The 14,604-nt window shown below is 75.3% G+C and carries 14 protein-coding genes; 8 read left to right on the top strand and 6 right to left on the bottom strand.

Annotated features, from left to right (window positions below; all coding sequences use genetic code 11):
* Positions 1–21: 21 nt before the first annotated feature.
* From ACPU2J_RS29910 to ACPU2J_RS29885, 6 genes are all read right to left on the bottom strand, one after another.
* Positions 22–879, bottom strand: coding sequence for a class I SAM-dependent methyltransferase (locus ACPU2J_RS29910; protein WP_420078809.1), 858 nt, complete (start codon positions 877–879; stop codon positions 22–24).
* Complete coding sequence (locus ACPU2J_RS29905; RefSeq protein ID WP_423834414.1) at positions 876–2,408, bottom strand: 4-hydroxyphenylacetate 3-hydroxylase family protein; 1,533 nt, start codon at positions 2,406–2,408, stop codon at positions 876–878. The genes ACPU2J_RS29910 and ACPU2J_RS29905 overlap by 4 nt, the downstream gene beginning before the upstream one ends.
* Entirely contained in the window at positions 2,405–3,007 is a 603-nt protein-coding gene (locus ACPU2J_RS29900; protein ID WP_423834413.1) for a flavin reductase family protein, read from the bottom strand. The genes ACPU2J_RS29905 and ACPU2J_RS29900 overlap by 4 nt, the downstream gene beginning before the upstream one ends.
* Positions 3,004–4,824: an asparagine synthase (glutamine-hydrolyzing) gene (gene asnB, locus ACPU2J_RS29895; RefSeq protein ID WP_423834412.1), complete on the bottom strand. Its 1,821-nt coding sequence runs from the start codon at positions 4,822–4,824 to the stop codon at positions 3,004–3,006. The genes ACPU2J_RS29900 and asnB overlap by 4 nt, the downstream gene beginning before the upstream one ends.
* Positions 4,824–5,660, bottom strand: coding sequence for a hypothetical protein (locus ACPU2J_RS29890; RefSeq protein ID WP_423834411.1), 837 nt, complete (start codon positions 5,658–5,660; stop codon positions 4,824–4,826). The genes asnB and ACPU2J_RS29890 overlap by 1 nt, the downstream gene beginning before the upstream one ends.
* Positions 5,661–5,959: 299 nt before the next feature.
* Entirely contained in the window at positions 5,960–6,868 is a 909-nt protein-coding gene (locus tag ACPU2J_RS29885; RefSeq protein WP_420078814.1) for a response regulator transcription factor, read from the bottom strand.
* Between the two features lie 328 nt (positions 6,869–7,196).
* Between ACPU2J_RS29885 and ACPU2J_RS29880 the strand changes: the two genes are divergently transcribed.
* Genes ACPU2J_RS29880 through ACPU2J_RS29845 form a run of 8 tightly spaced genes read left to right on the top strand, consistent with a single transcriptional unit; the run spans position 7,197 to position 14,580 of the window.
* Positions 7,197–7,337: a hypothetical protein gene (locus ACPU2J_RS29880; RefSeq protein WP_420078815.1), complete on the top strand. Its 141-nt coding sequence runs from the start codon at positions 7,197–7,199 to the stop codon at positions 7,335–7,337.
* Positions 7,334–8,284 carry an ABC transporter permease gene (locus ACPU2J_RS29875; RefSeq protein ID WP_423834410.1) on the top strand — a complete coding sequence of 317 codons (951 nt, stop codon included), beginning with the start codon at positions 7,334–7,336 and terminating at the stop codon, positions 8,282–8,284. The genes ACPU2J_RS29880 and ACPU2J_RS29875 overlap by 4 nt, the downstream gene beginning before the upstream one ends.
* Entirely contained in the window at positions 8,281–9,105 is an 825-nt protein-coding gene (locus ACPU2J_RS29870) for an ABC transporter permease (protein WP_361607747.1), read from the top strand. Before ACPU2J_RS29875 ends, ACPU2J_RS29870 begins: the two co-directional genes overlap by 4 nt.
* Positions 9,102–9,875 (top strand): ABC transporter ATP-binding protein, encoded by a 774-nt coding sequence (locus ACPU2J_RS29865; protein ID WP_423834409.1) that lies wholly within the window; start codon positions 9,102–9,104, stop codon positions 9,873–9,875. Before ACPU2J_RS29870 ends, ACPU2J_RS29865 begins: the two co-directional genes overlap by 4 nt.
* Positions 9,872–10,786, top strand: a complete 915-nt coding sequence (locus ACPU2J_RS29860; protein ID WP_420078817.1) for an ABC transporter ATP-binding protein — start codon at positions 9,872–9,874, stop codon at positions 10,784–10,786. Before ACPU2J_RS29865 ends, ACPU2J_RS29860 begins: the two co-directional genes overlap by 4 nt.
* Complete coding sequence (locus tag ACPU2J_RS29855; RefSeq protein WP_420078818.1) at positions 10,783–12,429, top strand: ABC transporter substrate-binding protein; 1,647 nt, start codon at positions 10,783–10,785, stop codon at positions 12,427–12,429. Before ACPU2J_RS29860 ends, ACPU2J_RS29855 begins: the two co-directional genes overlap by 4 nt.
* Positions 12,426–13,466 (top strand): LLM class F420-dependent oxidoreductase, encoded by a 1,041-nt coding sequence (locus ACPU2J_RS29850; protein ID WP_420078819.1) that lies wholly within the window; start codon positions 12,426–12,428, stop codon positions 13,464–13,466. The genes ACPU2J_RS29855 and ACPU2J_RS29850 overlap by 4 nt, the downstream gene beginning before the upstream one ends.
* A 34-nt stretch (positions 13,467–13,500) precedes the next feature.
* On the top strand, positions 13,501–14,580 hold the full coding sequence (locus tag ACPU2J_RS29845; protein ID WP_420078820.1) for an LLM class flavin-dependent oxidoreductase: 1,080 nt from the start codon (positions 13,501–13,503) through the stop codon (positions 14,578–14,580).
* Positions 14,581–14,604: the final 24 nt, after the last annotated feature.

The raw sequence follows: 14,604 nt of genomic DNA, 5'->3' as shown, positions 1-14,604 counted from the left end.
CCGGACTCCGCTCTCTTCACTCTAGGCGGTGCCGCCGGAACGGGCGTTGAGCTTCCACAGCCGGACCGGCATGGCGCTCACCCGGCCCCGGCGGCGCTGGCGCTCCCAGCCCGCCCGGCCGACGGCCCGGAAGAACTCGGCCCGCCGGGCGGGCTCGAGCAGGGACGCGTAGTAGTCACCGAACGTGGCCGCGTGGAAGTGCTCGTACTGCGCCGCGTCCCGTACGGTGACCACCGCCTCCCGCTCCCACAGGTCCTCGACGGTGAAGAACCGGCCGAGCAGTTCGCCCAGTTCGTCCGCGGGACGGGTGCGGGTCGCGATGGGCAGCACGCCGTGCCCGTGGAACAGCGGCGGCACCGACTCCCGTGCGGTGCCCAGCTCCACCAGGGCGTCCCGCACGATGTCGTCCTCGCCGCCGAACCCGTGCTCGTCGCGGTCCGGGTGGTACGTCGTCAGCAGGAAGCTGCCGCCCGGCGCGAGGTGGTCCCGCACCCAGCCCAGCACCCGGTGCTCCACGGGGTACAGCCAGTGCAGCACGGAGGTCATGGTGACCACGTCCGCCCGGTACGGCAGCGGCTCCGGCCCGGTCAGGTCGGCGCGGTGGAGCGCCACCCGGGAGCCGTACGGGCCGAGCCGGCCGGCCGCCTCGGCCAGCCGGTGCCCGGAGCGCTCCAGGCCCACGGCGAGCCGCAGCGAGGGGTGCCGGTCCAGGGCCGCCTGCAGCAACTGGCCGATGCCGCTGCCGAGATCGAGGAGCACCTCCGGATCGCCGGTCACCCGGTCGAGCACCCAGTCGCGGTCGTGCACCTGGCGCAGCCGGCTGGCGTCGTCGTAGCCGCCGAGAACGGCGGCCTGGGCCTCGGTGTCGGACACGGTCACGGTCGCTCCTCGGGGGTGGCGGTCGGGGTGGCCGGGGCGGTGCCCGCCAGGACGGCCTGCGGGGCGGCCGAGGGGGTGGCGATGAACCGCTCCAGGCGGTGGCGCACCTCGCTCTGGTCGTACCGCTTGAACAGGTTGATCCGGTTGCGGGCGAGGTCGCCCCGGTGGACCAGCTCGTAGAGGTGCTGGCGCTGGCCGAAGCCGTCGCCGGTCAGCTCCCAGGCCAGCCGCAGCAGCCGGGACTTGCGCTCGGCGTCGATGCCCCGGCCGCGCATGTAGCGGTCGAGCAGCGGCCGCAGCCGGGGATGGGCGAGGTCGTTCTCGGTGGGCTGCATCAGCAGCCCCGAGGCCCCGATGCGGCGCAGGACGTCCACCGCCCCGTCGGCGACCTCGGCCGACCAGACCCGGCTCGCGGCGGTGTCGCCGGGGGCGAGCAGCCCGCCGTCGGTGACGGCCGCGCGGGCCTCGGCGGCGTCCAGGAAGAGTTCCGTCAGCTCGGCGTACGAGGCGAGCCGGCCCAGGTCCTCCTGGACGTTGCGGAAGCCGTCGACCCCGATGCTCTCGGCGACCAGGGTGGCGGTGGACAGCAGGGTACGCAGCCGCTCCCGGTAGCGGACGTGCGCGATGTACGCGGACCAGGCGTTGATCCGGGCCAGTCCGGTGCGGGCGAGGGCCGCGTCCTTCAGCAGGAAGACCCTGTCCCACGGGACGAGGACGTCGTCGAAGAACAGCATGGCGTCCTGCTCGTCGTAGCGGGCGCCCAGCGGGTGGGCGTGGCCCCACGGTTCGGCGCCCAGGGGTTCCCGGCACAGGGTCACCAGGCCGGGGGTGTTCAGCGGCAGCGCGAACCAGACGACGAACTGCTCGCCGCGCCGCTGGGCGAAAGAGGCCGACAGGTAGACGAGCACCTCGTGGGCGAGCGGCGCGAGGGTGGTGAGCTGCTTGGCGCCGCGCACGACGATGCCGCGGTCGTTCTCCTCCAGTACGCGCAGTGCCAGGTCGGGGTCGTCCACCGGGTCGGTGGAGCGGTCGATCTGCGGGTCGCCGAGGGCGTGCGAGAGGACGAGGTCGTTCTGGGCGCAGTACCGGTACCAGGCCTCGGCGTTGGCGCCGAAGCCGGGCCGGGACTCCTCCAGCCGGTTGCGGAAGTCGTAGACGCCGACCGCGATCGAGGCCATGAAGGCGGGGGAACGGCCGTGCTGGCCGAAGGCGTTGGCGTGCCAGAACTCGGCGCTGCGGCGCTGCAGCCGCAGATCCTGCGGGGTGCGCGGCAGTTGGTAGGCGCGGGCGAGCCGGGCCCCGCTGCCGGGGTCCTCGAAGGTGAGCAGGTCGCGGTGGCCGGGGTCGTGCTGGAGGTCCAGCAGGCCGGCGAGGGCGTCGACGGCGGGAGCGAAGGCCGGGTGCCCGGCCGGGTCGGACACCCGTTGCCCGTCGAGGTAGAGCTCGCGGCCGTCGTCGAGTTCCTTCCGGTACCGGTCGCCGGTGAGCAGCCCCCGGCCGGTGGCGGCGGAGGTGTCCAGCAGGGTCATGTACGGGCTCCCGTCGGAGGTAGGGGCGGGTCGGCGAGCGTGCGGTACTCGCCGTGGTGGTAGATCAGGGGCTCCCCGGGCACCGCACCGGCCGCGGTGACCCGTCCGACGAGGACGGCGTGGTCCCCGCCGGGCAGTTCGGTGTGCAGGCGGCAGTCGAACCAGGCGAGGCAGTCCTCCAGTACGGGCGCCCCGGTGGTGCGGGCGCTCATCGGGGCCGCGGGGAACGGTCCGCGGGCGCGGCCGGCGCCGGGCGCCGCGAAGTGCCGGGCCAGTGGCTCCTGATGGCCGGCGAGCACCGACACCGCGTACCGGCCGTCGGCGCGGACCGCGGCCGCCAGCGGGCTGCGGGCACTCACGGCCACGCTGACCAGGAGCGGGTCGAGGGAGAGGGTGCACAGGGAGGAGACCGTCTTGGCGAAGACCTCCCCGCCGTGCCGGGCGGTGATCACGGCGACCCCGGTGGTCCAGCGGCGGGCGGCCGCGCGGAAGGCCTCGGTGCCCGCGCCGGCGCGCCGGACCGGGGCCGGTCCGGCGTGGGCCGGCCCGGGGCGGGTGGCGGGGGCGCGCGCCGGGGTCCCGGTGTGCGGGGCGCTCACCGCAGCCCCACCCGGTAGGCGCGCAGCCACTCGTCGACCTGCACGAGGTGGTCCAGGCCGCCCACCGGGTTCGGTGCGGTGCGCGGGCTGGGCAGGGGGCGGCCCTCCGCCAGGGCGCGGCGTACGGTCTCCCGGTCGACCAGGTCGAAGACCGGGGCGGCGGGGTCGGCGAGGAGTTCCCGGGCGCTTTCGGTGAGGACCTCCGTGTAGCGCACGGCGGGTGTCGACGGGTAGCCGCTCTTGGGCCGGTCGGCGACCTCGGCCGGCAGCAGGTCGCGCACGGCGTCGCGGAGCAGCCCCTTGGGCCGGCCGCCGGGTGCCTTGAGCGACCAGGGCACGTTCCACGCGTACTCCACGAGCCGGTGGTCGCAGAACGGCACGCGCACCTCCAGTCCGACGGACATGCTGACCCGGTCGACGCGTTCCAGCAGCGGCGGCAGCCAGCGGGTGAGCGCCAGGTGGAACAGCTCGCGGATCCGGCGGTCCGGTCCGCTCTCGCCGGGCAGGTACGGGGTCCGTGCCAGCGTGGCCCGGTACTGGTCGGCGGTGTACTCCTCCGGCCGGACCTCGGCGCGTACTTCGGGGCGCAGCAGCGCGGCGGGGGTGGTGCGACCGTGCAGCCAGGGGAAGGTGTCGGCGGCGCGGGCGGCCGCGTCGTGGAAGTAGGGGTAGCCGCCGAAGACCTCGTCGGCGGCCTCCCCGGACAGGGCGACCGTGGAGCGCCGCCGCACCTCGCGGAAGAGCAGGTGCAGCGAGGCGTCCATCTCGCCCCAGCCGGGCCGGTCCCGGGCCCGCAGGACCGCCTGGCGGGCCTGGAGGAGATCGTCGTCGGGGATGACGACGGAGGTGTGCAGGGTGCCGATGTGCTCGGCGGCGGCCCGTACGAAGGGGGCGTCGGCGCCGGTGCGCCAGGCGTCGGCCGGACGGTCCGCGCTGCCGGGGAAGTCCACCGAGAAGCTGCTGACCTTGCCCTGCCCGGAGCGTTCGCGGGCCTGGGCGGCGAGCGCGGTGATGGCGCTGGAGTCGACTCCCCCGGACAGCAGGGTGCACAGCGGCACGTCGCTCATCAGCTGGCGTTCCACGGCGTCGGCCAGCAGCTCGCGCACCGTGCGGCGGGTGGTGGCCGCGTCGTCGGTGTGCGGCCGGGAGACCGGCTCCCAGTAGCGGGTCTCCCGCGTCACGGAGCGGCGCACCCGGACCAGGTGGCCGGGACGGACCTCGTGCAGCCCCCGGAAGAGGCCGTGGCCGGCGGTGGGCGCGGCGGGCAGCGCGAACAGCTCGGCGATGCCCTCTGCGTCCAGTTCGGCGCGGAAGTCGGGGTGGGCGAGGACGGCCTTCGGTTCCGAGCCGAAGAGGACGCCGGTGGCGTGCGCGTGCCAGTACAGCGGCTTGATGCCGAGGTGGTCGCGGACCAGGAGCAGTTCCTCGGCGGGCCCGTCCCAGAGCGCGTAGGCGTAGATGCCGTTGAAGCGGCGCGGGGCGTCGGCGCCCCACTGGAGGTGGGAGCGCAGGACGACCTCGGTGTCGGAGCGGCTGTGGAAGGTGTGGCCGAGGGCTTCCAGCTCGCGCCGCAGGTCGGTGTGGTTGTACAGCTCTCCGTTGTAGGTGAGGGCCGTGCCGTGGGCCTCCAGGGGCTGGGCGCCGCCGTCGAGGTCGATGACGGACAGCCGGCGGTGGCCGAGTGCCGCGTGCCGGGAGAGCCAGGTGCCTGCGGCGTCCGGGCCGCGGCAGGCCAGGGTCTCGGTCATGGCGTGGACGGTGGCTCCGCGGGTACGCAGGTCGGCGGCCCAGTCGAGCCATCCGCTGACGCCGCACATCAGTGCTCCTCGGTCTCGGTGGGGTCGGCGGCCGGGGCCTGCGCGGCGGTGGCCTCCCAGCGGCAGCCGTGGCCGGTGGGTCCGGTGCGCAGGCTGTGGGAGGGCTCGAAGCCCTTGGCCCGGATGTTCGAGGACAGGGCCTTCGTGCAGTACGTGCACGGGGAGGCGAGGGTGAGGCGGACGCCGGAGCGGCGGGCCTTCTCCCGGTAGTCCCAGATCGCGCAGTGGGTGATGGTGAGGGCCGCCCGGGTGGCGTCCCCGGTGTCCGGGCCGTCGTCGAACTCGTAGTCGGATCCGTACAGTTCGGCCTGGCGGGCGATGCGGTGCACGGGGTCGGCGGCGCCCCGGCCGTGGTCGGGCTCGACGTCGCGGTGGACCTCGGCGATGGCCTGGGCCCAGGCGGCGAGGGCGTGCTCTCCGTAGCGGGCGACGAGGAAACGTTCCATCAGGGCCTGGCCGCGGAAGAACACCCGCTGCCACTCGACGGAACCGGCGGCCTCCGCGTCCGGCAGGTCCGCGAAGATCCCCGACTGCAGGGCGAACCAGTCGGCCAGGTGGGTGGTGTCGTGCCGGGAGGCCAGCAGCCGGGTCAGTCCGGCCTCGGTCTCGTGCAGCCGCTGCCGCCACAGCGCCGACCGCTCGGCGTCCGGCATGCTCCGGTAGGTGTTGCGCAGCCGTTCGGCCGGCGGCGGGTACGCGCCGGGTGCGCGCGGGGCTCCCAGTACGGCGGTGACGGGACGTCGGGCCTGTCCGGGGCCGGCGGAGCCGTCCCCGGCGGCCGCCGGAACCCCGTCGGAACCGCCTCGCGCGATGCCTCCTGCGGGCGCATCGCTCATCTCCGGCCTCCTTCGCGGTGGGTGACGGTGGGGGGCGGACCCGGTCGGGTCCTGTTGTGCGGCAACGCTACGAAGGGGCGGACCGCGCCAGAAGCCCCGAAGGGCGGCGCCGGTGGCGACCATCGGCGCCCCGGAACTGCTCCGAAGGTCGCCCTTCCCGGCGCGCGAAAAGGGCGGGCGTCCCAGGGGAAGCCCGCCCGTCGGAGGTGGTGTTCGGGATGTTCGGGGTGCGCGGGGTGTGCAGGGTGTGCGGATGCCTCGCAGGCGCTCGCCCGCCGGCGGGGTGCGGAGCCGGCCCGTCAGCCCGCCATGCCGTGGCGGTGCGCGTACAGGGCCGCCCGCAGCCGGTCCGACTGACCGGTCTTGCGCATCGCGTGGGTGAGGTGCTTCTTCACCGTGGCCTCGGCCAGCGCCAGTTCCCGTCCGATCTCGGCGTTGCTCAGACCGCGCGCGAGCTGCGCGAGGACCTGGCTCTCCCGGTTCGTGAGCCCGCAGTGCTGCGGCAGCGGCTCGGGGGCGGCGGCGGCCGCGGCCGTGCCCGCCGCCCCGGTCCGGGCCTGCGGCGGCGCGGGCAGGAACACCGAGCCGCCCGCGCCCGCAATGCCGACCGCGCGCACGATCCGGTCCTCCGGCAGGTCCAGGGGGAAGCAGCCGGAGGCGCCCGCCAGCAGCATGCGGCTCACCTCGGCGGTGCTCCCGGCCCGGCGCAGCAGCAGCACCCGTGCCGTGGGCACCACGTCGGGGGCGCGCAGCCGGATCACCAGGGCCAGGTCCTCCGCGAGCGAGCCGCCCCCGCCGAGCAGCACCACGTCGGGCCGGACCCGGCGCAGCGCGTCCGGCAGCCGCAGCGGATCACCCGTACTGCCGACGACGCTCATGCCGGGGTCCGCGTTCAGGACGCTGCGCAGCCCCGCGCTGGCCACCGGATGGCACTCGGCGAGGAAGACGCGGGTGACGGGCGGACCGGGGTGGGCGCCCGGTCCGGCGCACCCCGGGTGGCCGCAGGAGCAGGTGGTTCCCGCCCGGTGGGCGCGCAGCGGCGGCTGGCGGCCGGTCCACTCCCCCGCCTCGGTCAGCAGCTGGTGTCCGGCGATCAGGTCGAGCGGGTTGTCGATCTCCGCGTGGAGCGGGGCCCGGGGTCTGGTGAACGGGGTCGTCGCGGTGGCGGTCGCGGCGGCGGCGCTCGCGGTGTTCAGCGCGTTCACCACGAACCCCCGCGTATGGAAGGGGACATGGCACCTGAGACGGCGCGGGAACGGCGGTACGGCTTCACGGGGGGTCCCTCGGCAGCGTTGGCGGATCGGCCTGGAGCGCGGAGAGGGCGGGCGGACGGGCGGACCGTCGGCTCAGCGCCCGGATGAGGGGCGACAGGACTCGTCGAAAGACCTGCGGTGCCACGAGCCGCCGATACCGACCAGGGTGAAGTCGGTTCGCCGTTTGACCATGCGGACAGCTTAATTCCGCCGTTCGACGGGGGTCAACCAAGGCCGGATCACGCCCATATGAGGGAAGCGTGTATTCCGTACGACCTGTCCTATGACCACGAGTACCCGCATCAACACCTGGCTGGTTCCCGCCCTCCGCCCTGCCGCACGCTGCTCCCGCACCGCCCACCGGCCAGGGAAGGACCAGCGCATGACCGCCCACCCACGTCTGCCCCGGGGGACCGACGGATGAGGCGGTACCTGCTGCGGCGCGTGCTGTTCGCCGTGCCCACCCTGCTGGGCGTCACCGTCGTGGTGTTCGCCGCCGTCGCGCTGGTGCCCGGCGACCCCGTGGCGGCGCTCCTCGGACCCGGCGCCCCCGTCGCGGCGCGTGAGCAGCTCACCGAACGCCTCGGGCTGGGCGAACCCCTGCCGGTGCGCTACGTCCGGTGGCTGCGGCACGCGCTCGGCGGCGACCTCGGCGTCTCGATCTCCGCGCAACGCCCGGTCGGGGAGCTGCTGCTGCCGGCGCTCGGACAGACCCTGCTCCTCGCGGGCGCCGCGTTCCTGCTGGTGCTCGTGGGCGGCACCCTGCTGGGTGCGCTCGGTGCCGGCCGGCCCCGCAGACCCGCGGCCCGGCTGTCGCGGGCGCTGGCCACGCTCGCCGTGTCGGCCCCGCAGTACTCGGTGGCGCTGCTGTTCATCGCCGTGTTCGCCGTCGGGCTGGGCTGGTTCCCCGCGGGCGGCACCCGGAACGTGTTCGCCGACGGCGGTGCGGCCGACCGGTTGCACCACCTCGTCCTGCCCGCCGTGGCGGCGGCGGTGGTCCCGCTCGGCCTGACCGCCCGGGTGTTCGGCGCCGCCCTCGGCGAGGTGCTGCGCTCCGACCTGGCCGACGGGCTGCGCGCCCGCGGTCTGGGCCGTGCGGCCGTGCTGCGGCACTGCGTGCACAACGCCTCGCCGGCCCTGCTCACGATCGGCGGGCTGCAGCTCGCCTACCTGCTGGAAGGAGTGGTGTTCGTGGAGACCCTGTTCGCCTGGCCGGGCGTGGGCCGGCTGCTCTACGACGCGCTGACCGCGCGCGACCTGCCGCTCGTCCAGGCCGGGGTGCTGCTCGTCGCCGTCGCCTTCGTCGGCGTCAACATCCTGGTCGACACCGCGCACGCGCTCGTCGACCCCCGTCTGCGGGCCGCGCTGTGAGCCGCCGACCCCCGGTCTCCGCGGTCGCGGCGGCGGCCCTGCTGCTGCTCGCCGTCGCCGGGCCGCTGCTCGCCCCGGAGGACCCCGACGCGGGCGACCTGCGGGACCGGCTGCTGCCGCCGGGCAGCGCGGGACACCTGCTGGGAACCGACACCCAGGGGCGCGACCTCCTCAGCCGGCTGCTCGTAGCGGCCGGTCCCTCGCTGCTCGGCGGGCTCCTCCCGGTGGCCGTCGCCACCGTCGCGGGGGGACTGCTCGGCATCGCCGCGGGCCTCGGCGGGCGCCGTACCGAGCACGCCCTGCTGCGCACCCTCGACGTGCTGTACGCCTTCCCGGGCGTCCTGCTGGCGATCACCGTCGCGACCGTGATGCGGCCGGGGCTGTCGGCCACCGTGGTCTCGCTGACGGTCGTCCTCACCCCGGCGGTCACCCGCGTCGCGTTCACCGAGGTACGGCGCATCCGCGGCGCGGAGTACCTGGAGGCGGCCAGGGTCAGCGGAGCGGGCCCGGTGGCGGTGGCCGTCCGGCAGGTTGCGCCGGCCGTCACCCCCGTCCTGCTCGTGTACTCGTCCTCGCTGGTGGGGCTGGCCATCGTCTACGCGGCCGGGCTGTCCTTCCTGGGCCTGGGCGTGCCGCCGCCGGCCGCCGAGTGGGGCGCCATGCTGGACGAGCTGCGGCCGAGCCTGCTCACCCGCCCGGAGGTGGCCGTGCTGCCCGCGCTGGCGATCCTCGTCGTCTCCGTCGTCTTCAACTCCCTGGGCCAGGCCCTGCGCACGGGCACCGGAGCCGGCCGGGCGCTGCTCGCGGAGGCCGCCCGATGAGCGCTCCCGAACGTCTGGACGTGGTGGACCTGACCGTGACCCACGGTGCGGTCCGGGCCGTGGACGGGGTGTCCCTGACCGTGCACCCCGGGGAGGCCGTGGTCCTGCTGGGCGAATCCGGCAGCGGCAAGTCCACCCTCGTCCGCAGCGTGCTCGGCCTGCCCGGTCCCACCGCCCGGGTCGGCGGCGGCGTCCTGCTGTCCGGCACCGACCTGCGCGCCCTGGACGAACGGGCCCTGTCCGGCGTACGCGGCCGCCGCATCGGATACGTCCCCCAGGACCCCGACGCCGGCCTCGACCCGCTGCGCCGCATCGGCTCCCAGCTCGTCGAGGTGCTGCTGCGGCACCGGGTGGCGGCCGGCCGGCGGGCCGCCCGTGCGGCCGTGCCCGCGCTGCTGAAGTCGGCCGGCCTGGCCGACCCCGAGCGGGCGGCGCGCAGCCACCCCCACGAGCTGTCCGGCGGGCAGCGCCAGCGCGCCGTCATCGCCCTGGCCCTCGCCTGCTCGCCCGGGCTGCTGATCGCGGACGAGCCGACCACCGCGCTCGACGCCCTGGTGCGCGCCCGGGTCCTGGACCTGCTCGCGGCGAGCGGCGCGTCGCTGCTCGTGGTCACCCACGACATGAGGGTGGCCCGGCGCATCGGCCACCGGGTGGCGGTCATGCGGGCGGGCCGCATCGTCGAGACCGGTCCCGCCGAGCAGATCCTGACCGCTCCTCGGCACCCGTACTCCGCCGCCCTGGTGGCCGCACAGCCGGGAGCCCTCCGATGACGATGACGCAGCACCACGACCTGCTCCGCCTCGACGGCGTCGCCAAACGGTACCCGCGCGGGCCGCTGGCCGTGGCCGGGGTGTCCCTCCGGGTGGCGCGCGGGGAGACCGTCGCGCTGGTCGGGGAGTCGGGGTCCGGCAAGTCGACCCTGGCCCGGCTCGCCCTGGGGCTGCTCGCGCCGGACGCCGGGACCGTACGCTTCGACGGCCACGACCCCCACCGGCTGCGCGGGGCCACCGGGCGACGCGTGCGCGCCCGCCTGCAGTTCGTGCCGCAGCAGCCGCGCGGCTCGCTGAACCCGGCGCTGCGCGCCGGCGAGGCGGTCGCGTTCGCCCTGCGCGCGCAGGGCACGCCCCGCCGCGAACGCCCCGCGATCGTCGCCGACCTGTTCCGCAAGGTCGGCCTGGACCCGGAGCTGGCCCGGCGCCACCCGGGCGGGCTGTCCGGCGGGCAGGTCCAGCGCGTGGCCATCGCCCGCGCGCTGGCGACCGGCCCCGACCTGATCGTCTGCGACGAACCCACCTCGGCCCTGGACACCACCGTGCAGGCCCAGGTCCTGGAGCTGCTCACCGACCTCCAGACCCGCCTGGGCCTGGCGTACCTGTTCGTCTCCCACGATCTGGCCGTCGTACGGCGGCTCGCGCACCGCGTGGTGGTGCTGCGGGCCGGCCGGGTCGTGGAGGAGGGCGACGGCGCGGCCCTGTGGTCCGCTGCCCGCCATCCCTACACCCGGGCCCTGCTCGCCGCCGACGACACCGGCACGGGCCCCGGATCCGCCACGGGCACGAGCAGCACCCCCGAACCCCCCACGCCGCCCCGGCCCGGCGATCCGGGACCGGCCGGCGAAACCTCCACCCCTTCAGTGACGACAGCAACGACAGCGACGACAGCGACGACGAGGAACCCATGACGCACGACCACCACTCGCACCGGCCTCCACACCGGCACCCCCGTCCCTCCGCCCGCAGACGGCTCGGCGGCCTCGTCGCCCTGCTGTCCCTGAGCCTCGCCGCCGCCGGCTGCGGCGCCGGCACCGCCGGTGCCGGCGCGGGCGGCGGACAGTCCGGCGGCACCCTCGTCATCGGCGCGACCGGCAAACTCCCCAACCCCGACACGGTGATCGGCGGCGCCGGCTTCGAGGGCAAGCGCCTGGTGAGCTTCCAGCTCTACGAGGGCCTGACCCGCTACGACCTCTCGAAGGCCGACGGGCCGTCCGAGATCACCGGCGCCCTGGCCACCTCCTGGCAGGTCGACCCGGACCGCAGGACGTGGACGTTCACGCTGCGCAAGGGCGTGAACTTCCAGGACGGCACCCCGTTCGACGCCGACGCCGTCCTCTTCAACCTCGACCGCTACCTGAACAAGCAGAGCCCCTACTACACCGACGCCCTGGGCGCCGCGGCGGGCGAGTACGCGGGCGGCATCACCACGTACACCAAGCTCTCCGAGGACTCGGTCCGGCTCGTCACCAAGGAACCCAACGGGCACTTCCCCCAGGACCTCGCCCACGTCCTCATCGCCAGCCCGACCGCCGTCCGCAAGACCGGCTCGGCGAAGTTCTCCGAACAGCCCGTCGGCACGGGCCCGTTCCGCTTCGTCCGGCAGACGGCCGGCGAACAGATCGAACTCGCCCGCTTCGACGGCTACTGGCGCGGGGCGCCGAAGCTGGACAAGCTGGTGGTGAAGGCGCTGCCGGACGCCGCCGCGCGGACGGCCGCACTGCGCTCCGGCTCGGTCAACTGGATCGAGTACCCGAACCCCGACGACATCCCGAGCCTGAAGGCCGACGGGGTCGAGATCGTCACCAACAGCTACGACCACCTCTGGTACTGGATCCTCGACACCGCGGCCGAGCCGTGGAAGGACCCCCGGGTGCGCCGCGCGGCCAACTACGCGATCGACCGCGAGGCCATCGCCGAGAAGCTGCTGCACGGCACCGCCGCGCCCGCGCTGCAGGCCGCCCCGCGCGGCACCTTCGCCCACGACCCGGCGGGCGACACCTTCGGCCACGACCCGGCGAAAGCACGGCAGTTGCTCGCCGAAGCCGGCTACCCGGACGGCTTCTCCACCTCCGTCACCGTCCCCACCGGCGGCTCCGGCAACCTCGTCCCGGTGCCCATCGCCGAGGCCGTGCAGCGCGACCTGGCGGCCGTCGGCATCACGGTGGAGATCCGCACCACCGACTGGTCGACGCTGATCAGCGCCGAGGCCAAGGGCGAGGTGGCGCGCGGTTCGCAGGCCATCGCCCAGTCCACCACCCTCTTCCAGTCGGAGGCGCTGCTGCCGCTGTTCATCGGCACCGGCAGCCGCTTCTGGACCGGCCACTACAGCAACCCCGAGGTCGACCGGCTGCTGGCCACCGCCGGCGCGGAGGCCGACCGGACCCTCCGCGAGGCCGCCTACACCAAGGCGCTCGGCCTCGTCACCGCGGACGCCCCCTGGCTGTTCGTCGTCAACGACCGCAACCCGCGGGCGCTCTCCCCGAAGGTGGACGGCCTGGTGCAGCCGCAGTCCTGGTTCCTCGACCTCACGACCGTCCGGGTGGCGTCATGACGACCTCCGACCGCACTCCCCTACCGCACACGGCACCGGCGCCCGGTCTGCCCCCGAAGTGGGGCCTCACCCTGCCGCTGCCCGGACTGACCATCGACCGCCACCGCTTCCTCGTCGAGCGGCTGCCCGACCTCGGCTACACGGACGTGTGGAGCGCGGAGGGGGGCGGCACCGACGCCTTCACCCCGCTCGCCACCGCCGCCGCCTGGTCCCCCTCCCTGCGCATCGCCACCGGCATCGTCCCCGTGCACACCCGCGGCCCGGCCGTACTGGCGCAGACCGCCGCCACCCTCGCCCAACTGGCCCCGGGACGGCTCCTGCTGGGCCTGGGCGCTTCGGTGCCCGCGCACGTCACCGACATCAACGGCATCCCGTTCGACGAACCCTTCAAACGCACCCGGGACGTGCTGCGGTTCGTCACCCGGGCGTTGCGCGGCGAGCACATCGCCGGAGACTTCGACACCTTCTCCATCACCGGCTACCGGCTGCCGCACCCGCCCGCCGACCCCGTCAAGGTGATCCTCGGCGCGCTGCGGCCGGGCATGCTGCGCCTGGGCTTCGACGAGGGCGACGGGGCCATCACCAATCTCCTCTTCCCCGAGGACGTACCGAAGATCCTGGACGCGGTCGGCCCGCAGCCGCCGGGCAAGGAACTCGTCGTCAAGGTGTTCGTCTGCCCGACCGAGGACACCGACTACGCCCACAGGGCCACCCGCCCCTTCCTCGCCTGGATCCTCAACCGCGAGCCCTACCGCAGGTTCCACGAATGGCTGGGCCACGGCGAGCTGCTGCGCGAGACGCACCAGCGGTGGGCCGACGGCGACGTGGACGGCGCCCAGAAGGCGCTCCCGGACGAGGTCGTCGACGGTCTCTTCATCAGCGGCTCCCCCGAGGAGTGCCGCGAGCGCATCCTGCGCTACCACCGCCCGGGCGTGACCACGATCCAGCTGTACGTGTCCCTGCCGCCGGAGGTCTTCGTCAGCCGCGCCCGGGTCCTGGACACCCTCACCCGGCTCGGTCCGGCCGCCGCCCACTGAACCCGTCCCCCTCCCCTCCTCCCAAGAGACCCCCATGGAAACGGAACTCGACCTGCGCGGCGGTGTCCGCGCCGCGCCCGTGCCGGGCGACACCCCCGAGGAACGCCAGGCCCTGCGCTTCGCCCCCGCGCCCCGCGAGCGGGACGCCGACCCGGAGTTCGTGGCCCGCACGGCCCGGGAGAACGAGGAGGACGGCCTCGACAGTGCTCTCGTGACGCAGTCGAGTTCCTGGCCCGACCCCTGGCTGGTGGCCTCCTGGGCGCTGGCGGCCACCAGCCGGCTGCGCGTGGCGGTGGCCCACCGGGTCGGCACCACCGCGCCCACCGCGGCCGCCCGCTCGCTGGCCACCCTGGACCGGCTCTCCGGCGGGCGGGCCGCCGCCCACGTGATCGTCGGCTCCAGCGACGCCGACGTGGCCCGCGACGGCGACACCCTCCCCAAGACGGCCCGCTACCGCCGGGCCGCCGAGTACCTGGACCTCTTCCACCGCACCCTCACCTCGCCGGAGGGCTTCGACCACGACGGCGAGTTCTACACCGTCCGGGGCGCCCGGGCGGGCCTGTTCCCGCGCCCCCGCGCCGAGTTGCTGTCCTTCGGCGGCTCCTCCCCGGAGGGCGTGGCGCTCGCCGGCCGGTACGCCGACGTCTACGCGGTGTCGCCGCTGCCCCTCATCGCCACCCGCCGGGCCATCGCCGGGGCCCACGCGGCGGCCTCGGCCCACGGCCGGAGCCTGCGGATCTGGCGCCACGTCACCGTGATCACCGCGCCGACGGACGCGGAGGCCCAGCAGCGGGCCCGCCGCATCCGCCGGGACGCCCTGCGCCTGACCTCCGGCCCCGGAGCGGCCCGCTGGCTGGACACGGTGGAGCTCGACCGGGACCGCGAACGCGGCCGCTCCCCCGGCCCCGACCAGCTCGCCGCCTACGTCTCGCGCGCCCTGGCGGGCGCGTTCGTCGGCTCGCCCGCGACCGTCGCCGCCCGCATCGGCTGGCTCCGCGCGGCCGGTGTCGGCATCATCCAGCTCGACATGCCCGTCGAGACCCCCGAGGACCGCGACCTGCGCCGCTCCCTCGTCGCCCACCTGCGCGCCACCCACACCCGACGCGGCTGGTGACCCGGGCCCGGATCCGTCGGCCGG

The organism is Streptomyces manipurensis (assembly GCF_049570255.1).
GTDB lineage: Bacteria > Actinomycetota > Actinomycetes > Streptomycetales > Streptomycetaceae > Streptomyces > Streptomyces manipurensis.
Note: the sequence above shows the minus strand (reverse complement) of the source record. Positions and strands in the feature narration are given on the sequence as shown.